This is a genomic window from Streptomyces sp. NPDC002884 (assembly GCF_040295245.1).
In the GTDB taxonomy this organism is placed as follows: domain Bacteria; phylum Actinomycetota; class Actinomycetes; order Streptomycetales; family Streptomycetaceae; genus Streptomyces.
Genome location: NZ_JBEOVB010000001.1, coordinates 555,411 through 575,101, shown reverse-complemented (window position 1 = coordinate 575,101; position 19,691 = coordinate 555,411). Strand labels below are relative to the sequence as shown.

General features: G+C 72.7%; 13 protein-coding genes. 3 read left to right on the top strand and 10 right to left on the bottom strand.

Going from position 1 to position 19,691, the window contains the following annotated elements; translation table 11 throughout:
- Positions 1-77: 77 nt before the first annotated feature.
- Positions 78-1,238: an FAD-dependent oxidoreductase gene (locus ABT070_RS02535; protein WP_351753544.1), complete on the bottom strand. Its 1,161-nt coding sequence runs from the start codon at positions 1,236-1,238 to the stop codon at positions 78-80.
- 132 nt (positions 1,239-1,370) lie between these two features.
- Positions 1,371-2,243 carry an LLM class flavin-dependent oxidoreductase gene (locus ABT070_RS02530; RefSeq protein ID WP_351754414.1) on the bottom strand — a complete coding sequence of 291 codons (873 nt, stop codon included), beginning with the start codon at positions 2,241-2,243 and terminating at the stop codon, positions 1,371-1,373.
- 137 nt (positions 2,244-2,380) lie between these two features.
- On the opposite strand from ABT070_RS02530, the gene ligA reads away from it, so the two are divergent.
- On the top strand, positions 2,381-4,516 hold the full coding sequence (ligA, locus tag ABT070_RS02525) for an NAD-dependent DNA ligase LigA (protein ID WP_351753541.1): 2,136 nt from the start codon (positions 2,381-2,383) through the stop codon (positions 4,514-4,516).
- A gap of 225 nt (positions 4,517-4,741) precedes the next feature.
- On the opposite strand, the gene ABT070_RS02520 is transcribed toward ligA, so the two are convergent.
- Positions 4,742-5,812, bottom strand: coding sequence for a glycoside hydrolase family 5 protein (locus ABT070_RS02520; RefSeq protein ID WP_351753539.1), 1,071 nt, complete (start codon positions 5,810-5,812; stop codon positions 4,742-4,744).
- Between the two features lie 785 nt (positions 5,813-6,597).
- On the opposite strand from ABT070_RS02520, the gene ABT070_RS02515 reads away from it, so the two are divergent.
- Complete coding sequence (locus ABT070_RS02515) at positions 6,598-7,548, top strand: M28 family metallopeptidase (protein ID WP_351753536.1); 951 nt, start codon at positions 6,598-6,600, stop codon at positions 7,546-7,548.
- Between the two features lie 110 nt (positions 7,549-7,658).
- On the opposite strand, the gene ABT070_RS02510 is transcribed toward ABT070_RS02515, so the two are convergent.
- The 7 genes from ABT070_RS02510 to ABT070_RS02480 all read right to left on the bottom strand — a co-directional run bounded on the left by ABT070_RS02510 (position 7,659) and on the right by ABT070_RS02480 (position 18,564).
- Positions 7,659-10,178 (bottom strand): AMP-binding protein, encoded by a 2,520-nt coding sequence (locus tag ABT070_RS02510; RefSeq protein ID WP_351753533.1) that lies wholly within the window; start codon positions 10,176-10,178, stop codon positions 7,659-7,661.
- Between the two features lie 44 nt (positions 10,179-10,222).
- Positions 10,223-10,651 carry a nuclear transport factor 2 family protein gene (locus ABT070_RS02505; RefSeq protein WP_351753530.1) on the bottom strand — a complete coding sequence of 143 codons (429 nt, stop codon included), beginning with the start codon at positions 10,649-10,651 and terminating at the stop codon, positions 10,223-10,225.
- A 72-nt stretch (positions 10,652-10,723) separates the two neighbouring features.
- Entirely contained in the window at positions 10,724-11,965 is a 1,242-nt protein-coding gene (locus ABT070_RS02500; protein ID WP_351753528.1) for a beta-ketoacyl [acyl carrier protein] synthase domain-containing protein, read from the bottom strand.
- A gap of 13 nt (positions 11,966-11,978) precedes the next feature.
- Positions 11,979-12,992: a zinc-binding dehydrogenase gene (locus ABT070_RS02495; RefSeq protein WP_351753525.1), complete on the bottom strand. Its 1,014-nt coding sequence runs from the start codon at positions 12,990-12,992 to the stop codon at positions 11,979-11,981.
- 12 nt (positions 12,993-13,004) lie between these two features.
- Entirely contained in the window at positions 13,005-17,252 is a 4,248-nt protein-coding gene (locus ABT070_RS02490) for a non-ribosomal peptide synthetase (protein ID WP_351753522.1), read from the bottom strand.
- On the bottom strand, positions 17,249-17,557 hold the full coding sequence (gene amcB / locus ABT070_RS02485; RefSeq protein ID WP_351753519.1) for a cispentacin biosynthesis acyl carrier protein AmcB: 309 nt from the start codon (positions 17,555-17,557) through the stop codon (positions 17,249-17,251). Before amcB ends, ABT070_RS02490 begins: the two co-directional genes overlap by 4 nt.
- Positions 17,554-18,564 (bottom strand): ketopantoate reductase family protein, encoded by a 1,011-nt coding sequence (locus ABT070_RS02480; protein WP_351753517.1) that lies wholly within the window; start codon positions 18,562-18,564, stop codon positions 17,554-17,556. Before ABT070_RS02480 ends, amcB begins: the two co-directional genes overlap by 4 nt.
- An 860-nt stretch (positions 18,565-19,424) precedes the next feature.
- On the opposite strand from ABT070_RS02480, the gene ABT070_RS02475 reads away from it, so the two are divergent.
- A complete protein-coding gene (locus ABT070_RS02475) occupies positions 19,425-19,679 on the top strand; it encodes an acyl carrier protein (RefSeq protein WP_351753514.1) in 255 nt (84 codons plus the stop codon).
- Positions 19,680-19,691 lie beyond the last annotated feature (12 nt).

Below are 19,691 nucleotides of genomic sequence, written 5' to 3'. Positions count from 1 at the left end.
CGAGGATCGTAGCGAGCGCCCGACCGGGCACCCCGGCAAGTCGCTGTGCGGAGCCGGGAGTTCGCGGACCGTGCTGGTCACAGGAGGGCCGTGGTCCACTCCAGCTGGCGGGTGAGTTCCTCGTCGGGCCGGGCCGGGGGCGGGTTCCCGGGGGTGCGGGGCCGCGGGGTGTGGACGCCGCGGGAGATGTTGCCGCTGACGGTCGTGTTGTGTTCCACGCGGGGGCGGCGGAGCGCCTCGTAGTGGGCGAGCGCCGCCTCGGTGTCCGGGGCGTCGCGCAGGCACTTGGCGAGGATCACCGCGTCCTCCAGGGCCATGGAGGCGCCCTGTCCGGTCGCGGGGGACGCCGCGTGGGCCGCGTCGCCGATGAGCAGGGTCCGGCCGGAGCGCCAGGGCGTGCCGCACGGCATCTCGGTCGCGTTGGTGACCAGGACGGGGGCCGTGGTGGCCGCGACGATGTCCGCGGCGGGCGTGGCGTCCTCGCGCAGCAACGGAACAAGCAGGTCACGCCATTGGGTGGGGGCGGCGTGCGCGATCTCGTCGGCGGTCAGCGGGGCGTCGGCGGTGACCCGGGCGAACCAGTACGTCTCGCCTTCCGGTGACGTCGTGTGGCCGAAGGCGGCCCCGCTGCCGCGGATCATCGTGATGCACGCGGCCTCGTCCTCCCCGGCCGCCGGCGCGCCGGTGGCGCAGCCGTAGAAGACCCGCTGCCCCGCGTAACGGGGCTGTGCGGCGGGGGCGATGGCCCGGCGGACCGTGGAGTTCAGGCCGTCGGCGCCGAGCAGCAGGTCGCCCGTCGCCGTGCTGCTGTCGGTGAAGTGCGCGGTGACCCCTTCGGAGCCGCTCTCTACGGAGGCGAGCCGGGCGCCGTGGACGACACCGATGCCGCGGCGGCCGGCCTCCGCCCGGAGGGCCGCGGCGAGTTCGCCGCGGCGCAGGCACCGGTACCGCAGCCCGGGGTCGTCGGCCTCGCCGAGCGGAGCGCGGGCCACCTCGCCGCCCCGGGCGTCCAGCAGCCGCATGGTGGTGAGCGGGAAGCCGATCGCGGTGACCGCGGGGGTCGCGTCGAGCTGTGCGAGGGCCCGCAGGCCGTTGCTCGCGAGGGTGAGGAACGCGCCGATGTCCTCGGCGGAGTCGGGATGCGCCTCGTACACGGCGACCTCCTGGCCCGCCTTGTCCAGCGCCAGAGCCGCCGCCGTGCCGGCGATCCCGCCGCCGATGACCAGTAGGCGCGCCATGCCTCACCCCGCTGTTCCGCTCACGGACGCACGGCCCCGTTGTCGTACGCCACCCACGAGGGAACGCCCGGACGGTGGCCCGGAGTTCCGGCCGGGCGCCCCGGGGCCGGTCCGGGCCGCCCGGCCACCCGTTCAGCGTCCGAAAGCCGTCAGCACGGCTTCGAGCTGGCGCAGCGGTTCGGGGCCGACGATGCGCAGGACGACGGTGTCGGCGCCGGAGTCCTTCAGGGCCCGGATGTCGGCGACGGCCTGCGCGGGGGTGCCCGAGACGGTGAACACCTCCTCCTGCGGGCGGCCCAGCCAGGCGCCGTGGCCCTCCGTGTGCGGGTGCAGGATCCGCGCGACCTGCTCGGGGTCGTCGCCCACGCAGGCGAAGGACAGCACGGTCAGTGTGTGGTCGGGGCCGGCCCCGCCCTTGGCGGTGAGGGCCCGGGTGTTCTCCAGGTCCCGCGGGCCGTGCCCCTCGGCGATCAGGGTGCCGTCCGCGACCCGGCCGGACAGTTCGAGGGAGCGAGGGCGGACCACGCCCGCCACCACCGGCGGAACCTGGACCGGCGGATGCACCAACTGCACCCCGTCCAGACGCACTTCACGTCCATCGAGGTCGACCCGCGCACCGCGCAGCAACGCGCGCACGGAGGTGATCGTCTCCTCCAGGAGAGCCAGCGGCGACCGGGGAGCGACACCGGCCGACTCCATCCACTCCCGCACTCCGTGCCCGATCCCGGCCACCAGCCGCCCGGGGAACACCCGCGCCAGCGTGGCCAGTTCCATCGCCAGCAACGCCGGACTGCGCAACGGCGCCGGTGCGATCCCGATGCCCACCCGCAGCCGCTCGGTCGCCCCCAGCGCCACGGCCGCCGCCGACACCCCGCCGTTCCAGCCGAGGTCCTCGACCACCCACAGGTCGTCCACCCCGAGCGCCTCGGCCCGCCGCGCGAACCCGGGCAACTCCTCGGGCGCCCAGTCGCGGTCGTACATCACGCCGACCCGTACGTTCGTCACGTTCGTCATGCCCCGGAACCTATGGGGTGGGCGGCGGGTGGATCAACGGCGTGTCCGGGCCGCGGGACCGCGCCCGCGAGTCCGTCCCGCCCTCTCCTTCCGTGGCGTTGTCAGTGGTGGGAGGCAGGATGTGGGGCATGACAACACCCGGTGCAGTGATTGTGGACGCCGTCGCCTACGCGCAGGCGATCGAGGACGCGGTGAAGGCGTCGGCCGCCTACTACGCGGGTGGCACTTCGGTGCTGGACGACGACGCCTACGACCGGCTGGTGCGCGCCATCTCGGCGTGGGAGGACGAGCACCCGGAGCAGGTGCTGCCCGACTCGCCGACCGGCAAGGTCGCCGGCGGAGCCGTCGAGGGCGATGTCCCGCACACGAGAGCGATGCTGAGCCTGGACAACGTGTTCTCCGCCGAGGAGTTCACCGCGTGGACCGCCTCGCTCACCCGGCGCGTCGGCCACGACGTCACCCCGTTCAGTGTCGAACCGAAGCTGGACGGCCTCGCGATCGCGGCCCGCTACACCCGCGGCCGCCTCACACGGCTGATCACCCGGGGCGACGGGACGGCCGGGGAGGACGTCTCGCACGCGATCGGCACCGTCGAGGGCCTGCCGGACGAACTGACGGAGCCCGTGAGCGTCGAGGTGCGCGGCGAAGTCCTGATGACGAACGCCCAGTTCGAGCACGCCAACGAGGTACGCACCGCGCACGGCGGCGCCCCGTTCGCCAACCCGCGCAACGCCGCGGCGGGCACCCTGCGCGCGAAGGACCGCGCGTACACCGTGCCGATGACCTTCTTCGGCTACGGGCTGCTGCCCCTGGACGACACCGAACCGGCGCTGGCCGCGCTGCTGGAGGAGAGCGCGCACAGCGACCTCATGACCCGGACCGGCGGCTACGGCGTGAACACCACCGCGACCACGGCCGTGCCCGGCATCACCGCGAGCACCGGCGAGGAGGTCCTCGCCCGGGTGGCCGAGATCGCCGGGCTGCGCGCCTCGCTGCCGTTCGGGATCGACGGGATCGTCGTCAAGGCCGACCTCGCCGCCGACCAGCGGGCGGCCGGATCGGGTTCACGCGCCCCGCGCTGGGCGACCGCCTACAAACTGCCAGCCGTCGAGAAGATCACCCGGCTGCTGGCGGTGGAGTGGAACGTGGGCCGCACCGGCATCATCGCCCCCCGCGCCGTCCTGGAACCGGTGCGCATCGACGGCTCCACCATCACCTACGCCACCCTCCACAACGCGGCCGACATCACCCGCCGCGACCTGCGCCTCGGCGACCACGTCATGGTCCACCGGGCCGGAGACGTCATCCCACGCATCGAGGCGCCCGTCGCCCATCTGCGCACCGGCGACGAACAGCCCATCGTGTTCCCCGAGGTGTGCCCGCGCTGCGGATCGGGCATCGACACCGGCGAACAGCGCTGGCGCTGCGTCAACGGCCGCGACTGCCACCTGGTCGCCTCCCTCTCCTACGCCGCCGGACGCGACCAGCTCGACATCGAGGGGCTCGGCCACACCCGGGTCGTCCAACTCGTCGAGGCCGGACTCGTCACCGACCTCGCCGGCCTGTTCGCCCTCACCCGCGACCAGCTCCTCGGCCTGGAACGGATGGGGGAGACCAGCACCGACAACCTCCTCGCCGCGCTCTCCGCGGCCAAGAACCAACCGCTGTCGCGCGTCCTGTGCGCCCTCGGCGTGCGTGGCACCGGCCGCTCCATGTCCCGCCGAATCGCACGCCACTTCGCCACCATGGACCTGCTGCGGGCCGCCGACGCCGAAGCGATCCAGCAGGTCGAGGGCATCGGCACCGAGAAGGCCCCGTCCATCGTCGCCGAACTCGCCGAACTCGCCCCGCTCATCGACAGACTCGTCGCCGCCGGGGTGAACATGACCGAGCCCGGCGCGACCCCGCCCGCCCCACCGACGGCCGACGGGACCGAAGCGACGGACGCCACCGACGGCGAGGGCGCGCGGGCCGTAGCCGCCGCCGGGCCGCTGGCCGGGATGACCGTGGTCGTCACCGGCGCGATGACCGGGGCGCTGGAGAAGCTCAGCCGCAACCAGATGAACGAGCTCATCGAGCGCGCCGGGGGCCGCTCCTCCTCCAGCGTCTCCAAGAAGACCAGCCTGGTCGTCGCCGGTGAGGGCGCCGGATCCAAGCGGACCAAGGCCGAGACCCTGGGCGTCCGGCTCGCCGCGCCCGACGAGTTCGCCGCTCTCGTCGCCGACCACGTCGACGCGGGCCCCGGCGGGGAGCCGTCGGTCTAGACGGGAAAGCCGCCACCGGGCCGGCCGTCAGGTCGGCCGGCCCGGTGACGGTGACCGGTCGGGCCGGGCGCGGTGGGGGCCGCTGCCGGGACCGGTCGGGCAAGGCGGCTCAGGCCCGTGCGTCCGAGCGCCTCAGCCCTTGACCGCATCGGTCCTCGCACGCCCGGTCCATGGCCGCCCCGGCCCTTGACGGGCTCGGCCCTCGCCGTCTCGGTCGCTGTCGTCTCAGCCCTTGACGGGCTTGCCGCGGCCCCAGGCCCAGGCGAGGCGGTCGGCACCGGACTGGTTGGTGGTGGCCAGCCAGGGGCGGGCGGTGGTGCCGGTGAGGGTCTGCACCGAGTACGTGTCGTCGGTGCGCAGACCCGGCCAGTACACGGAGCCCATCTTCAGCTCGCGGAAGGTGTCGGTGACGGCCTGGACGTAGTTGACGAAGTTGTTGTCCGGCGTCTTCACGTTGTAGTTCAGCCCGGTCGTCATCGGGGCGCCGAACTCGTCCGCGACGGTCCGGTTCGCGCAGTCGCCGATGCGCACCTTCAGGTCGGCCACCCACTGGTCGTAGGTCGCGTAGTCCTTCCAGAACCCGTAGTGGTGCAGGGAGAGGTACGTGCCCTTCAGCCGCGGGTCGGCGCAGACCGAGGTGACGTGGTCGTTGTAGCCGGCACCGCTGACGAACACCCGGTTGCGCGGGACCTTCGAGTACGTCGACAGCCACGTGGCCGCGATGTCGGCCCACTCGGTGTCGGTGTAGCCGTGCGGCTCGTTCATCGGCTCGAAGTAGACGTGCTTGTCGTTCTTGTACGCCTTGACGACGGTGTCCCACATCGGCCAGTACGTGGCCGTGTCGTCGATGAAGCCGTCCTTCTGCGCGCCCGTGCCCTCCCAGTAGGACACGATGACCTTGAAGCCCTGGTCAGAGGCCGCGTCGATGACCCCGCGGTAGGACTTCCAGTAGGCGCCGTCGACCGTGTACGGGTTGATGGGCAGCCGCACGGTGTTGGCGCCGAGGTTCGCGCGGAACGCCGCGATGATCCGGGTCGCCTTCGCGTAGGTCTGCCGGTAGGTGTCCGTGGTCGACAGACCGGACAGCTGGAGGAGGTCGTCGGCGAAGTTGTCGCGCGGGTCGGCCCAGTTCACGCCCTTGAACTGGGTCGTGTCGGTGGTCGGCGCGGCGCCGGAGGAGGAGGCGGCGGCCGGGCTGCCGGCCAGGGTCGTGCCGGTGACGGCTGCGACGGCGACCGCGACGAGTGCGGCGCGCAGGCGGGGGGTGCGGGGGGCTCTGGTGGGGGTCTTGCGCATGACGTGCCCTTTCAGGAGAGGCGGCTCGGCGCTGGGGGACGCGCGGGCTGGGCGGCGGCCGCCACGCGATGTTTGCGTAAACATCAACGTCCCGGGGTGGCTGATGTTTACGTAAACATGGCGGCGCCGGAATCGTGGCACCCGGGGATGTGATCGTCAAGGTTTCGGGCACGTAACGTCCGTGCCGCCGGTGGCGGGTGGGGAAGGGCGGGGAGGCGGATGCGCGGGGCGGGATGCGGGGAGAGCAGTGCGCCGGGCGGGGTGTGGCGGGCGGGTTGCGGCGGGGTGGCGTGTGGCGGGGTGGGGTGTGGCGGGGTGGGGTGTGGCGGGGTGAACCGCCGGCCGTCGGTGCGGCGAAGTGCCCGGCCGTCCGGGCTCACGAACGAGTCCCGTGATCCGGTCGCGCGCGGTGCGGTCCCGCAGTTCCGCCGGACCGGTTTCTCGGCCCGGTTCTCGACCTGGTTTCTCGACCCGGATCCTGGCCCGGATCTCGACCCGGTTGTCGGTTCGATTCTTGGGATGGTTCTGGGGCTGGTTCCCGGGCCGGTTCTCCGGAGTGCGAAACGCGTCATGAATCGATGCGCTTTTTCGGCGTGGCGGCGGTCTTCCGCAGGTGATTTCCGGTGGGCCTTCTGGAGAGAAAGCCGTTGTGGCCGACGTGGCGCAAAAGGAGCGTCCGGACGGTTCCGTTTGTGAAGTCCGTTGAATTCCGTTGGCTTTGGTGCGGGCTTCGTGGAAGCATTCGGGAAGATCAACTGCTTGCACCGAGAAGGGAACCACCAGCTGTGCCTTTCAAGCCGTCTCGTCCGGCCGTCGTCGCGGCGTCCACGCTGTCCGTCCTGATGCTGACAACAGTCGGCGTGCATGCGGAAGAGCCTGCTCAGGCAGGTTCGGCGCCCGATATCTCCGTCACCGCAGTGATGCGGCACCTGGACGCGCTCCAGCGTATCTCCGACGCGAACAACGGAAACCGGGCCCATGGCACGGCCGGTTATCAGGCCTCCGTGAATTATGTGAAGAAAAAGCTGGACGCCGCTGGATTCGTCACCTCGCTCCAGGAATTCGAGTTCGGCGGAAAGAAGAGCTGGAATCTGATCGCCGACTGGCCCAAGGGCGGCCGGACCGGGAAAGTCCTCATGGTCGGGGCGCACCTCGACTCGGTGGACACCAGCCCGGGAATCAACGACAACGGCTCCAGTGTCGCCGCGATCCTGGAGACCGCGCTGACGGTTTCCGCGAAGAACGTCACCCCTTCCCAGCACCTCCGTTTCGGCTTCTGGGGAACGGAGGAGGAGACCTACATCGGGTCCACGCACTACGTGAACACCCTGCCGGCGGCCGAACTGTCGAAGGTCACCGCCTATCTGAACTTCGACATGATCGGCTCACCGAACCCCGGGTACTTCGTCTATGACCAGAGCCCGGAGGTCGCCCGGCACTTCGACCGGTACTTCACCGACAAGGGCATCCCCACCGAGCCCGCGACCGCGCTCAACGGCCGCAGCGACCACGAGCCGTTCCTGGCCAAGGGCGTCGCGGTGGGCGGGATCTTCACCGGATCCGCCGAGATCAAGACCCCCGAGCAGGCCGCGAAGTGGGGCGGCACCGCCGGTGAGGCCATGGACAAGTGCTACCACCAGGCCTGTGACACCCCCGCCAACATCGACAGGCGGGCCCTGGACGTCAACAGCGACGCCGTCGCCGCGATGGTGTGGAAGCTGGGCGTGCGCGGCTAGGCCGGACACGGTCCAGGACCTGCGCGGTCGGGCCTCGCGGCGGCCCGACCGCGCAGCGGGTGCGGCCCGAGGGGCGGGACGTCGGCGACCGCCGTGCGTCCCGCCCCCGCTCAGGTTCGGCGGCGGTTCCGGGGGCGGGCGGCCAGGCGGGCCAGCCGGTCCCGGTCGACCTTGCCCGTGGGGCCGACCGGCAGGGCCGGCAGGACGAGCACATGCTCCGGGAGCATGTAGCTGGGCAGGCTCTGCGCGAGGTGGCGGCGGACGAACCCGCCGCCCGGCAACGGCTCCGAGCCGCCCACGGCCACGGCCGCCACGATCTGCGGTCCCTCCTCGCCCCGCAGCGTGGTGACCGCGCAGTCCACCACCCCCGGCACCTGGCGCAGGGCGGCCAGCACCTCGCCCAGCTCGATCCGGTAGCCGCGGACCTTGACCTGGTCGTCCCGGCGGCCCCGGAACTCCAGGTTGCCGTCGGCCATCCAGCGGGCCCGGTCGCCCGTGGCGTACATGGACTCGTCCGCCGGGCCGTTCACGGTGTCGGCCGTGAACTTCGCGGCCGACAGCTCCGGATCGCCGACATACCCGTCGGCCACGACCACGCCCGCGATGTGGAGATCGCCCTCGACGCCGATCGGACACGGCTTGCGGTCGCCGTCCAGGACGTAGTAGCGGGCGTTCTGGATCGGCTTGCCGTACGGGATGCTCGTCCAGGCCGGATCGATCTCGCCGACGTCGAAGTGGTTGGACCAGATCGTCGCCTCGGTCGCGCCGCCCAGCGCCACCACATGGGCCTTCGGGAAGCGGGACCGGACCCGGCCGGGCAGGGTCAACGGCACCCAGTCGCCGCTGAGGAAGACCAGGCGCAGGCTCGGCAGCGGACCGCCGTCCGCCGAACCGGCCGAGTGGACCGGGCCGGCCGACCCGCTCCTGCCGGCCGACCCGCTCCTGCCGGCCGACTCGTCCGCCCCGCCCGTACGGGCAGTCCCACCCGTCCCATCCGTCCCGTCCGTACCGATCGGCTCGTCGGTGAAGGACATCACCATGCCGAGCGCGGCCGGCGCCGAGTCCCAGAAGGTGATCGGCTCGCGCAGCATGATGTCCAGCAGCCGCTCGCCGTCGGACAATTCGACGGCGGGGACCACGCGCAGGCTGGCGCCCGCCGCGAGCACGCCGAGCAGGTCGTAGACGGACAGGTCGAAGGTGAGCGCGGTGACCCACAGCAGACAGTCGTCCGGACCCACCGCGTAGGTCTCGTTCACCCACTGGATGACGTTGACGGCACTGCGGTGGCGCACCGACACGCCCTTCGGCACGCCGGTGGAGCCCGAGGTGAAGATGACGTACGCGGTGTCGTCGGCGCCGGGGCCGGCCGGCAGCGGCAGGGCGCGGGCCTCCTCGACGTCGCTCCAGGTGCTGATCACCGGTGTGTACGTCGGGGCCGCGTCCTGTGGCGCGAGGCGCAGGACGACGTCGTACCGGTCCCGCAGGACCCGCGGCCAGCCGTCCCCGCCGCGCCGGTGGATCTCCGCCCGTACCGGCAGGCCGAGTCGGGCGGCGAGCTGCCCGAACCACTCGGCGGGCACCCGCAGATGACCGGAGTCGGGTCCCTCGCCCGGCTCCGCGAGGTCGGCGAGATCCGCGAGGACCACCGCCCCGCCCGGCGCCAGTGCGCCCACGGCGTCCCGCAGCACGGACCGCAGATACTCGAACCCGGGGAAGAACTGGGCGACGCTCGCGAGGAGGACGACGTCCGCGCTCGCCGGGGCCACCACCCGGCCGAGGTCGGCCGCCGCGGCCCGTACGAACCGTGCCTCCTCGCCGGCCTCCCGCCCCGCCCGCTCCAGTGCGACGGCCGACACGTCGACGCCCGTGTAGCCGGTCACCCGGTCCCGCAGCGCGCCGGCGATCAGGCCGGCACCGCAGCCCACCTCGACGACCCGGGGCCGCCGTCCCGCCGGAGCGGTCGACAGCACCAGGTCGCGCACGTGCGAGACGTAGGTGTCGATGTGCGCGGCGGAGATCCCGTCGCCGGGGTTCTGGTTGAAGCCCGAGGCCCGGCCCAGGTCCTCGTCCTCGGCGACGGCGTCCCACAACAGGCCCACCGCCTCCGTGTCCAGCGGGTCCGGGACCGCGGCCCGCAGATCCGTGCAGACCAGCCGCACGCCGGTGCCCGCGAGCAGCCCGGCCTCCTCCGCGCGGCGCGCCAGCGCATGGCCGGTGACGAGCCACCCGATGCCCGACTGGCGCACGGGCGCCGCGATCCGGGCGGCCGGCCAGCGCGCGTCCAGCGGCACGTAGGCGGCGCCGGTGCGCAGCACACCGACGACCGCCAGCACGCTGTCCCACGAGTTCTCGTGCAGGATGCCGACGAACGCGCCTCGGCCCACCCCGTGACCGCCGAGGAAGCGGGCGAGCAGACCCGAGGCGGCCCACAGCTCCCCGTACGTCCTGACCTCCCCCTCGCCGAGGCGGACGGCGGGTGCGTCGGGGGACTCCCGGACGCGCCGCTCGATCAGGTCGATCATGCTCACCCGGTCCTCGAACGGCCGCGCCGTGTCGTTCCACTCGGCCGGCGGCGGTTCCCAGGACTCCGTGGGCCGTTCCGCCGGCTGCCGCGCCGGTTGCTCTGCCATCTGCTCTGCCCTCCTTCGGCGGTTCACGGATGCGCGGGCGGGGGTCAGATCACTCGGCCGTACTTGGGGTTGTCGCGGTGGATGACGCGCTCCCGGATGCGCAGTTCACCCTCCTCGCGCACCATCTGGTCCTCGACGCTGGACGAGGAGAAGAAGTGGACCTCGTCCTTCGTGTTCGTCTGGGTCACCAGCGAGTAGTAGGTGACGCGCAGGCCTTCGCCCTCGGTCTGCTCGATCAGGAAGTGGTCGAACCAGTGGCGGGTGACCAGCCCCTCGTACATCGGGAGCATGCTCTTCATCTTGGTGCGCATCGCCTCGCGGCCCTCCACCTTCTCGCCGCGGTGGGGATGGGCGACCGAGCCGTCCTCGGTGAAGGTCGCGGTGAAACGCTCGATGTCCAGGTCGTCCAGGACGCGCATCTGGCGGGCGTAGAAGTTCTTGACCTCGATGTAGAGGTCGGCGGTGACGGACATGCGTGCTCCTCGGCAGGTGAAAACGCGGAATGAAAACGCGGAACGGAAACTGATGAGCCCGGCAGACCGGTGTCAGTGGGCCGGGGCTTCCTCGAGGACGAGGAAGGCGTTGGTGCCGCCCACGCCGGCCGACATCAGGCCGGCCGTGCGTGGGCGGCCGTTCGTGGGCCAGGCGCGGCCTTCGGGGAGGATGCCGAAGCGTTCGCCGCGCCCGGTGAACTCCTCGATGGGGACCTCGGTGTTCGGGGTCGCGGGCAGGAAGCCGCGGTCGATCGCGAGGCACGTCTTGATCAGGGCCGCCATGCCGGCGGCGGTGTCGCAGTGGCCGACCGAGGCCTTCACCGAGCCGACCGCCACCGGCGGCCCGTCGGTGCCGAGGGCCTCGATCAGCGCGGTCGCCTCGATCTGGTCGTTCAGCGGGATGCCGACGCCGTGCGTCTCGACGTAGTCGACGTCGGCCCCGGTCAGGCCCGCCGCCTCCAGCGCCCGGCGCACCGCGCGGACCTTGCCGTCGACGCCGGGGATGACGAACCCGGGCTTGGCCCGCCCGTCGTTGGTGACGGCGCCGCCCCGGATGACGGCGTAGACCGGATCGCCGTCGCGCAGGGCGTCGTCCAGTCTGCGCAGCAGGACGGCCCCGGAGCCGTCGCCGGGCACGACGCCGTTGTGACGGCGGTCGAAGGGCCGCACGATGCCCTCGGTGGAGTAGATGCTGCGCGGGGTCCGCAGATAGGAGCCGTCGGCGTCCTCCTGGATGGCCACCGCCCCGGCCAGCGCGTAGTCGCACGCGTGCGCGCGCAGGCTCTGGCAGGCGAGCTGGACGGCCACCGTGGAGGTGGCGCACGCCGAGTCCAGCATCAGCGACTCGCCCCACAGGTCCTGGAGGTAGGAGAAGTAGGGCCCGGCGAACGTCGGGTCCACCCGCACCACGTCGTCGAAGGCGGCCCGCGGCACATGCTTGGTGCGGGCGCAGCCGGCGTAGACGGCGGTCCGGTCGGCGATCGCCGACAGCCTGACCCCGGCGTCCTCGGCCGCCTGCCACAGCGACTCCTGGAGGATGCCGTGCTGCGGGTCCAGGCCCTCGACGCCGACGAGCGTGTGATCGTAGGTGTCCCGGCGCGGGGCGATTCCCCACGAGTGGACCCGCAGCCGGTCCTCGCCGAGGTCCTCCACGACCGGGACCGGCTCCCGCCGGAAACAGTCCCGGCCCGCGACGAGGTTGTCCCAGAACGCCCCTGCGTCGGGCGCCTCGGCGAAACGGCCGCCGACGCCGATGACGGCCACCGGGGCCGAGTGCTTGGCGAGTTCCGACATGCCTGTCCTCCCGTCAGCCGAAAGTGAGCGCGATCTTGACGACGTCGTCCTGCCGGTTGTGCGCGAGGTCGAAGGCGTCGGCGATGTTCTTGATGTCGAAGGTGTGGGTGATGTGGTCGTCGACCCGGATCGAGCCGTCGCCGATCAGCTCCAGCGCGGTCCGGAAGGAGGGGAGCCCCGGCTCCAGCTGCGCGCCGCCGACCGCGGTGATCAACTGCGCCTGGCGGACGAAGAGATGGGCGTACGGGATGCGCATGTCGTAGTCCTCGGGCATGCCGAAGAAGCCCAGCCGGCCGTGCTGACCGACCATCCGCATCGCGTGCTCGCGCGCCCCGTCGGTGCCGGCCGCCTCGACGACCAGGTCGGCGCCCTTGCCGCCGGTCGCCTCCATGACGACCTCCTCGGCGCTCTGCCCGGGCACGTGCACGGTCGCGTCCGCGCCGAGGGAGCGGGCCACCGCGAGCCGTCCCGGCTCCAGGTCGACCGCGACGACCTTCTCGAAACCGCGGTGCTTGAGCAGCTGCTGGAACAGCAGTCCCGCCGAGCCGACGCCGACCACGGCGGCCGTCGACCCCGGCGGCACGGGCTCCGGCCAGAACCGCTTCAGCGCGAAGACGACGGTCCCGAGCTGCTGCGCCATCAGCTGGACGGTCGGCGCACCGGTGCCCTTCACCGGCAGCAGGAACCGGTCGGCGATCGTCTGGTAGCGGGCGAACGACGCCATGTAGGCGTGGTTGGGCACGGTGAGCACCAGGTCGCCCGGCGAGAAGCGGGCCGACCGGCTCTCGACGACCTCCCCGACGCCCTCGTGCCCCGGGTAGCCCGCCGGGCAGGGGTAGGGGTGGTCGCGCATGTCCCGGAAGAAGGGGGACTCGGCGCGCACCCGGTGCACATCGCTGCCGCAGATGGCGGCCACGGTGTTGCGGACGAGGACCTCGCCCTCGGCCGGCGCCCGGAAGGCGACCTCCGCCACCTCCAGGCGCCCGGGTTCGACGAGAACGGCGGCTTCGCCACGTACGTGCGGCATGCGGACCTTCCTTCAGGAATGTGCGGGGAGCGGGGACGCGGAAAACGCCCAGGACAGGGGGTGGCCGGGCAGGCGCAGCCGGCGGGCCGGGCCGACCGGTGTCAGCCGCACCTCGGCGCCCTGGCACCACAGGGCCGCGAGTGCCGTCAGCAGGGCCCGCTCGTCGGGCTCCACGGCCGCGATGTCGAGGACGGCCACTTCGCCGAGCCGGTCACCGGCCGCCCGGAGCAGCTTGGCCGGTTCGGCCTCGGCGGACAGATGCTGTTCCTGCGGGGCGGGCCCGTCGGGAAGGAGCGGACCCAGCGCGGTGGACCACAGCAGGGCGGGACGGCGGGGTACGGGGACGCGCGCGCCGGCCCCGTCGGCGACCAGCCGCAGGCCTTCCTCGGCCGTGAGCGCGCCGCTCACCACCGCGGCCGCGAACCGTCCCGTCCCCACGCCGTACACCGCCGCCGGGGTCACGCCGCGTTCGGCGAACCGGTCGGCCAGGCCGAGCTGGCGAGTGAGCGGTCCGGCGGCTTGGCCGGCACCGTCCGGCGGGCCGTCCGCGAAGGCGAACACCACGGCCGGGGGCGAACCGGGGGCGGCGGGCGTCGCCGGGTGCGGGGCGCGCAGGGCACGTACCGCCTCGGCCAGGTCGGACGCCACGACGGCGCATCGGTGACCGAAGTGCCGCCGGCCCACCTCCAGCGTGTGCGCGACGTCCGCCAGTGCCAGGTCCGGGCTCGCCTCCAGATGGACGGCCAGCCGCTCGCGGGCCACGACCAGGGCGTCGGCGGTGGCGGCGGAGAGGGCGATGATCCGCGGACCGGGAGGCGGCACCGGCGCCGTGACGGCCGGCGTCGAGGGCACGCCTTCGAGCGGGGGCCGGGGTGCGAGGGCGGCTGTGGCCGCTGTCCCGCCCGCGGGCCGGTGGGCCGTGGCGATCAGACGGGCCTGGTCGCGGACCGTGACATGGCGCAGCAGGTCGACGACCGGGACGTCGGCGCCGGTCGTCAGCCGCAGCTGCTCCCGCAGCTTCACCAGCAGCAGCGAATGGCCGCCGGCGTCGAAGAAGTTGCGGTCGGCCCCGAAGCCGTCGTGCTCCAGCACCGCCCGCCAGGCGGCGCGCACGCCTTCCATGACGGAGTTCACGGAAGCCCCGGAGTTCACGGAAGCCACGGAAGCCACGGAGGGCGCTTCCGGTGCGGGGTCCGATGCGAGGGCCCGGGCGGGGACCGGAGCGGGGGCGGGCCGGGTGGACCGGGTCGCCGCTTCCGGGTCCGGCAGCCGACGCCGGTCGATCTTGCCGGTCGGGGTGAGCGGCAGTTCCGCGACCAGCAGCAGATGGCTGGGTACGGCGAAGGCGGGCAGCCGCAGTCGGGCGTGCCGGCCTATCTCGTCGGCGTCCGTGCCGGGCGCGGCCACCGCGTAGGCGACGATCTCCTTCTCGGCACGCCGGTTGACGCGCGTCGTGACGAAGACCGACCCGACGGCCGGGTGTACGTCCAGCACCGCCTCCACCTCGCCGAGTTCGACGCGCTGGCTGCGGATCTTCACCTGGTTGTCGTTGCGTCCGATGAACTCCAGCAGGCCGTCGGGACGCCAGCGCACCCGGTCACCGGTCCGGTAGAGCCGGGTCGTGCCGTCGGTGACGAACCGGTCCGCCGTCATCCCGGGCGCGTTCAGATAGCCGTCGGCCAACCCCGCGCCGCCGAGCAGCAGTTCGCCCGGAACTCCGCGCGGCACCGGACGGGTGCCGCCCTCCTGCACCACCCGTACCTCGGTGCCGGGCACGGGCCGGCCGATCGGGACCGTCCTGGCGTTCGGCGCGAGGTCGGTGATCGGGAACCAGGTCGAGGTGAAGGAGTTCTCGGTGGGGCCGTAGCTGTGCAGCAGGACGCCCGGCCGGGACCAGCGCAGCGCACGGCGCATGTGCCGTACGGAGATCAGCTCGCCGCCGAAGTACACCCGCCGCAGCGACTGGAGCAGATCCGGGGCGTCCTCGATGATCCGGTTGAGCAGCGGTGTCGTCACGAGCAGCGTGGTCACCCCGCGCTCGCGGACCACCGTGCGCATCTCACGGGGGCTGAGCACCAGATGCTTGTCGAGGACGACCAGCTGCGCGCCGTGTGTGAGGGCGCCCCAGATCTCGTAGCTGGCGCCGTCGAAGTTGAGCGGGCACAGCTGGGCGACGACGTCCGTCTCGTCCAGCGGCAGGAAGTCGGGCCGTACGAAGAGCCGCGCCAGGCCGCGGTGCGGCAGGACGACCCCCTTGGGCCGGCCGGTCGTGCCGGAGGTGTAGAGGACGCACAGGGTCGCGCTGTCGTCGTGCGCCGGCTCGGGGGCCGACCGGCCGCGAGCGCGCGCGAGGGCCTCGTCGACCGGGACGGCCGTGCCCTCCGGCACGTCGAGAACCTGTCCGCAGTCCGGGTCGACGACGAGGACCGCGGGACGGGCGTCGTCCACGATCAGCTGGAGCTGGGCCTGTGGATAGGCGGGGTCGAGGGGGAGGTACGCGGCGCCTGCCAGGGCGGACGCCAGCCAGAAGACCGGGGTCTCGACGCCGGGGGCGAGCAGCAGGGCCACGGTGTGGCCGGGGCCGACCCCCCGGTCGCGCAGCCAGCCGGCCAACTCACCGGCACGGGCGGCGAGTTCGCCGTACGCGAGGGTGCGCTCGCCGTGGCGTACGGCGATGGCGTCGGGGCGGTCGGCGGCGTGCCGCAGGACCAGCTGGGGGATGCCGGGCGCCGGTGACGTGACGGGCGCGCCGTGCGCGGCGACCCCGGACAGCCCCGGGTCGCAGGCGGCGAGCAGGTCGCCGCAGGTGCTGTCCGGGGCGGCCACCGCGCGGGCCAGCAGCTCGCGCAGCTCCTCGGCGAACAGTTCGGCGGTGGCGGGGAGATAGCGGGCGGTGTCGTAGTAGACGCACAGCCGGGTACCGGCCGAGCCCTCCAGCACGTTGACCGAGAACTCGTACTTCGTCGTCTCGTCCGGGTGGTCGAAGCGGCGGACGGTCACCTCTCCGGCCTGCCACTCGTCCTCGTAGGCGGGGGTGTACATGAACACCGTCCGCTCGACGCCCGGCCCGTTCGCCTGTGCGCTGCGGATCGCCCGCAGCCGCCGCACCGGGAGGTGGGCGTGCTCCATCGCGTCGAGCATCTGCTCGCGCAGCCGGGCCGCCACGTCCAGGAAGCGGTCGTCGAGGGACGTCCGGTCGCGCATCGGCAGCGCACGGCTGAACAGGTCGACGCGCTCGGCGTCGGCGTACCGCCGGCCGGCGAAGACCATGCCGAAGGTGCCCTCGGACTCCCCGGCCCACGCGTGCAGCAGCACGGACCAGGCGGCGAGCAGCACGACGGCGGGGGAGCCGCGTTCGGCGGCGGCCAGGGCATGGACGCCCGCGTGCACCTCGGCGGGCAGGAGCACCTCCACCCGGCCGGAGGGACCGGGGAAACCGTCCTCCGGCACCAGGTCGTGCGGGGGCGCGAGCGAGGCGGGGGCGTCGCGCAGGACGGAGGTCCAGTACGCGTCGGCGTCGGCGTCCGCGGCGGCGTCGACATCGGCGTCGGTTTCGGCGTCGGCGTCGGCGTCGTGATTCCCCTGGGCACCGGCAACAGGAACGGCGGCACCACCGGGAGCGGTACCGGCAACCGTCCCCGTACCGGCACCCGTACCCGTACCCGTACCGGATCCGGCACCCGTACCGGGTCCGGCATCGATGTCGGCATCGATGCCGGACGACGTGCGCGGGGCCGAAGCCGAAGCCGGAGCCGGAGCCGGAGCCGGAGCCGGGGTCGGGGTCGGGCCGTCCGCCGTCCGGGAGCGGTAGGCCGTCACCAGGTCCTCGGCGAGGATCCGGCTGGACCAGCCGTCGGAGACGATGTGGTGCATCGTGACGGCGAGCAGCGCGCCGCCCTCCCCGGCCAGCAGCGTCGCCCGCAGCAGCGGTGCGGTGGCCAGGTCGAAGGGCGCACGGCCGGCGACGACCGCGCGGGCGAGGGCCTGCGCACGGTCGTAGCGGCCGGGGAGCCGGTCGGTGACGAAGGCCATCGGCGGGTCGGCCTCGGTGGTGCGCCACAGCTCGCCGCCCTCGGTGACGAAGGCGCAGCGCAGGGCCGGGTGGGCGGTCAGCACATCACCGAGTGCGGCACGCAGCGCCGGTATGTCGACGGCCGGGGTGAACTCCAGGTCGACGGTGACGTTGTAGCGGTCGGACTCCGGTTCGCGCTGGCAGGCGAGCCAGACGTCCAGCTGCTCGGAGGAGGCCGGTTCTCTCACTGCGGGACCGCCAGGTGCTCGCCGGCCGCGCTCGTGCGCAGGGTGCGCACCAGGTCGGCCACCGTGCGCACCGAGTGGAAGTGCAGCGGGGTGAACTCGGCGTCCGTGATGGACACGCCGAAGCGCTGCTCGCACTGGGCGCGCAGCTCCACGAAGCCGAGGGAGTCCAGGCCCAGCACGTCCTGGAGGCCGTCGTCGTCCCCGATGCGTTCGGTGGGCACGTCCAGGAAGAGGTCCTCGACGAGGATCTCCTTGAGGGTCGTCTCCAGGGCCTCGCCCAGTGTCTCGCCCGAACCGACTGTCATGACGTTTCTCCCTTGCGGTGGATGGATCGGTGCGGTGCGGGAATCTCCGCCTGCCGCTCCCGCTCCGCGGCCCTGCGGGCCAGTTCGGTCAGCGCGGGTACGGCCACGTGGTGGTCCCGGGCACGGCGCAGCACCGGCTCGGCGAGCGCGGCGAGTTCGGTCGGCCGGACCCCGGCGGTGACGTCCCGGTGCAGGGAGGTGTCGGTCCGGCCGGGCAGGGTGTCCAGGGTGTGCAGCAGGCTCCGGGCGTCGACGGCGACGGCGTCCGCCGCGGCGACGGCACAGACTTCCCGGGCGGCGTCGTGCAGCAGGGCGGACAGGTCGAGCCGTCGGCGGACGATGCCGAGCGGGCCGTCGGCGGCGGTGGTGGCCAGCGCCAACGGCAGCAGGAGGACCAGCTTGCGCCACAGGACGCTCGCCGGATCCCGTTCCGGGGTGCAGCCGAGACCCGCGTCGGCGAGGACCTCGGCGAGCCCGCCGAGACGCCGGCCACCGGCTCCGGCGCCCGGATCGGGGGCGCCCCCGGCGTGGCCGTTGCAGGTGTGGTCGTCGCCGGCGTGGCCGTCGCCGGTGGCCGCGAGGCTGATCTCCGCGTACAGGGAGTGCCAGGTCACCCGGCCGGGTGCGGTGCGTTCCGCCTCGATGAGGATCGCGCCGACGAGCTGGCGGGGTCCGAACCTGGCCCGCAGCGGCCGTGGATGGTCGAGCCCGTTGAGCAGGGGGACGACCGAGTCGGGGGTCAGCTGCGGGGCGACCCGGGTCAGGGCGGCGTCCAGCGCCGGCGCCTTCACCGCCACCCACAGGACGTCGACCGGCTCGTCGAGCCGTTCCACCGCGCGTGCCTCGACGGCGAGGTCGCCGTGCAGCTTGCTGTGGACGTCGATCACGCCGCGGTAGCGGGCTCGTGAGGACTCCCGCATCACCAGCACGACCTCGTGGCCCGCGCGGGCCAGCGCCGCTCCGAGGGCGAGCCCGACTCCCCCGGCGCCCAGAATGGCATGCCTCAACACGCTTCCTTGATGCATCTCGTGACGAATGCCGGTGCCCGTACAGCGGTGCGCGCAGAGCGGCGCGCTGTGCGGCGGGCAGCGGAAGTCGACCCCGTGTGAATGATGGAGAAAGGCCGGCTGCGGCCTTCGTGGGATCAGGCGGCCACGGGTCAGGTGGTCGCCGATCCAAGGATCATCGGAGTTCGAAAAGGACTCTGACGGAATAGGGAACCGGTTGGTCAGCCGGTTCCGTCTCCCCCGTTTCGGCGTACATCAATCCCCCTGTCACGCCGGTTGGTGTCGGCCTCGAACGCAACCCTTGAAATACTGCGTTCACAATCGACTCACCGACGGTAGAGCGGCCGAGTTTCGGCCGTCAACCCGCTTTTCGGCCAACCGGATGGCCGATGCATGTGAATGTGGAGGCGGCTTCGCACCCAGCGTAGAAGCGTTGGCCAAAGGTGTTCTGTTTAAGTGCTGGCCGACATTCGACCCTTGACTGGCTCGATGGCCGCTGCCTACTCTCCGATATCGGCAATCTGCCGCCAGGGTGAGCAATCACCTCAGGGACCGAACCGGTTTGACCGACCGGTGGAGCGTCCGTTTCTACGGGGGAAAACAATTGAAGCTTCACCGAGCCACGCCCATGTGCGGGGCCGTTCCACGGCTGCGCCGCATACGGGGCGATCGACCGTGATCCGTCATGACACGGGGGAATCCTTTTGAACGACGACGGCGTGAGAACACGTCCGGATCCCTTTTCCGGGCCTTCTTCGGGTCTGCCTTCCGGACCGGCTGGACCTGATTCCGGTCCGCCTTCCGGACCGCTTTCCCGACCACTTTCCGGGCCGCTTTCCGGGCCGGCTTCCGGGCCGCCCGTGACACCGCCCGCGCAGGCCATGGAAGACCAGGTCAGAGCCGCGTGGACCGAGGTGCTCGGGCATGACGACTTCGATGACGACACCCCCTTTCTCGAGGCGGGCGGTCATTCCCTGAAAGCCACGCAGGTGCTCATCCGGCTGCGTCGGCGGCTGGGTGTCCGGCTGCCCAACCGGCTGTTCTTCGACCACCCCACCGTGCGCGAACTGGCGGTGGCGGTGGAACACATCGCCGCCACCGCACCCCGCGTGTAGCCGGGTCGCCGC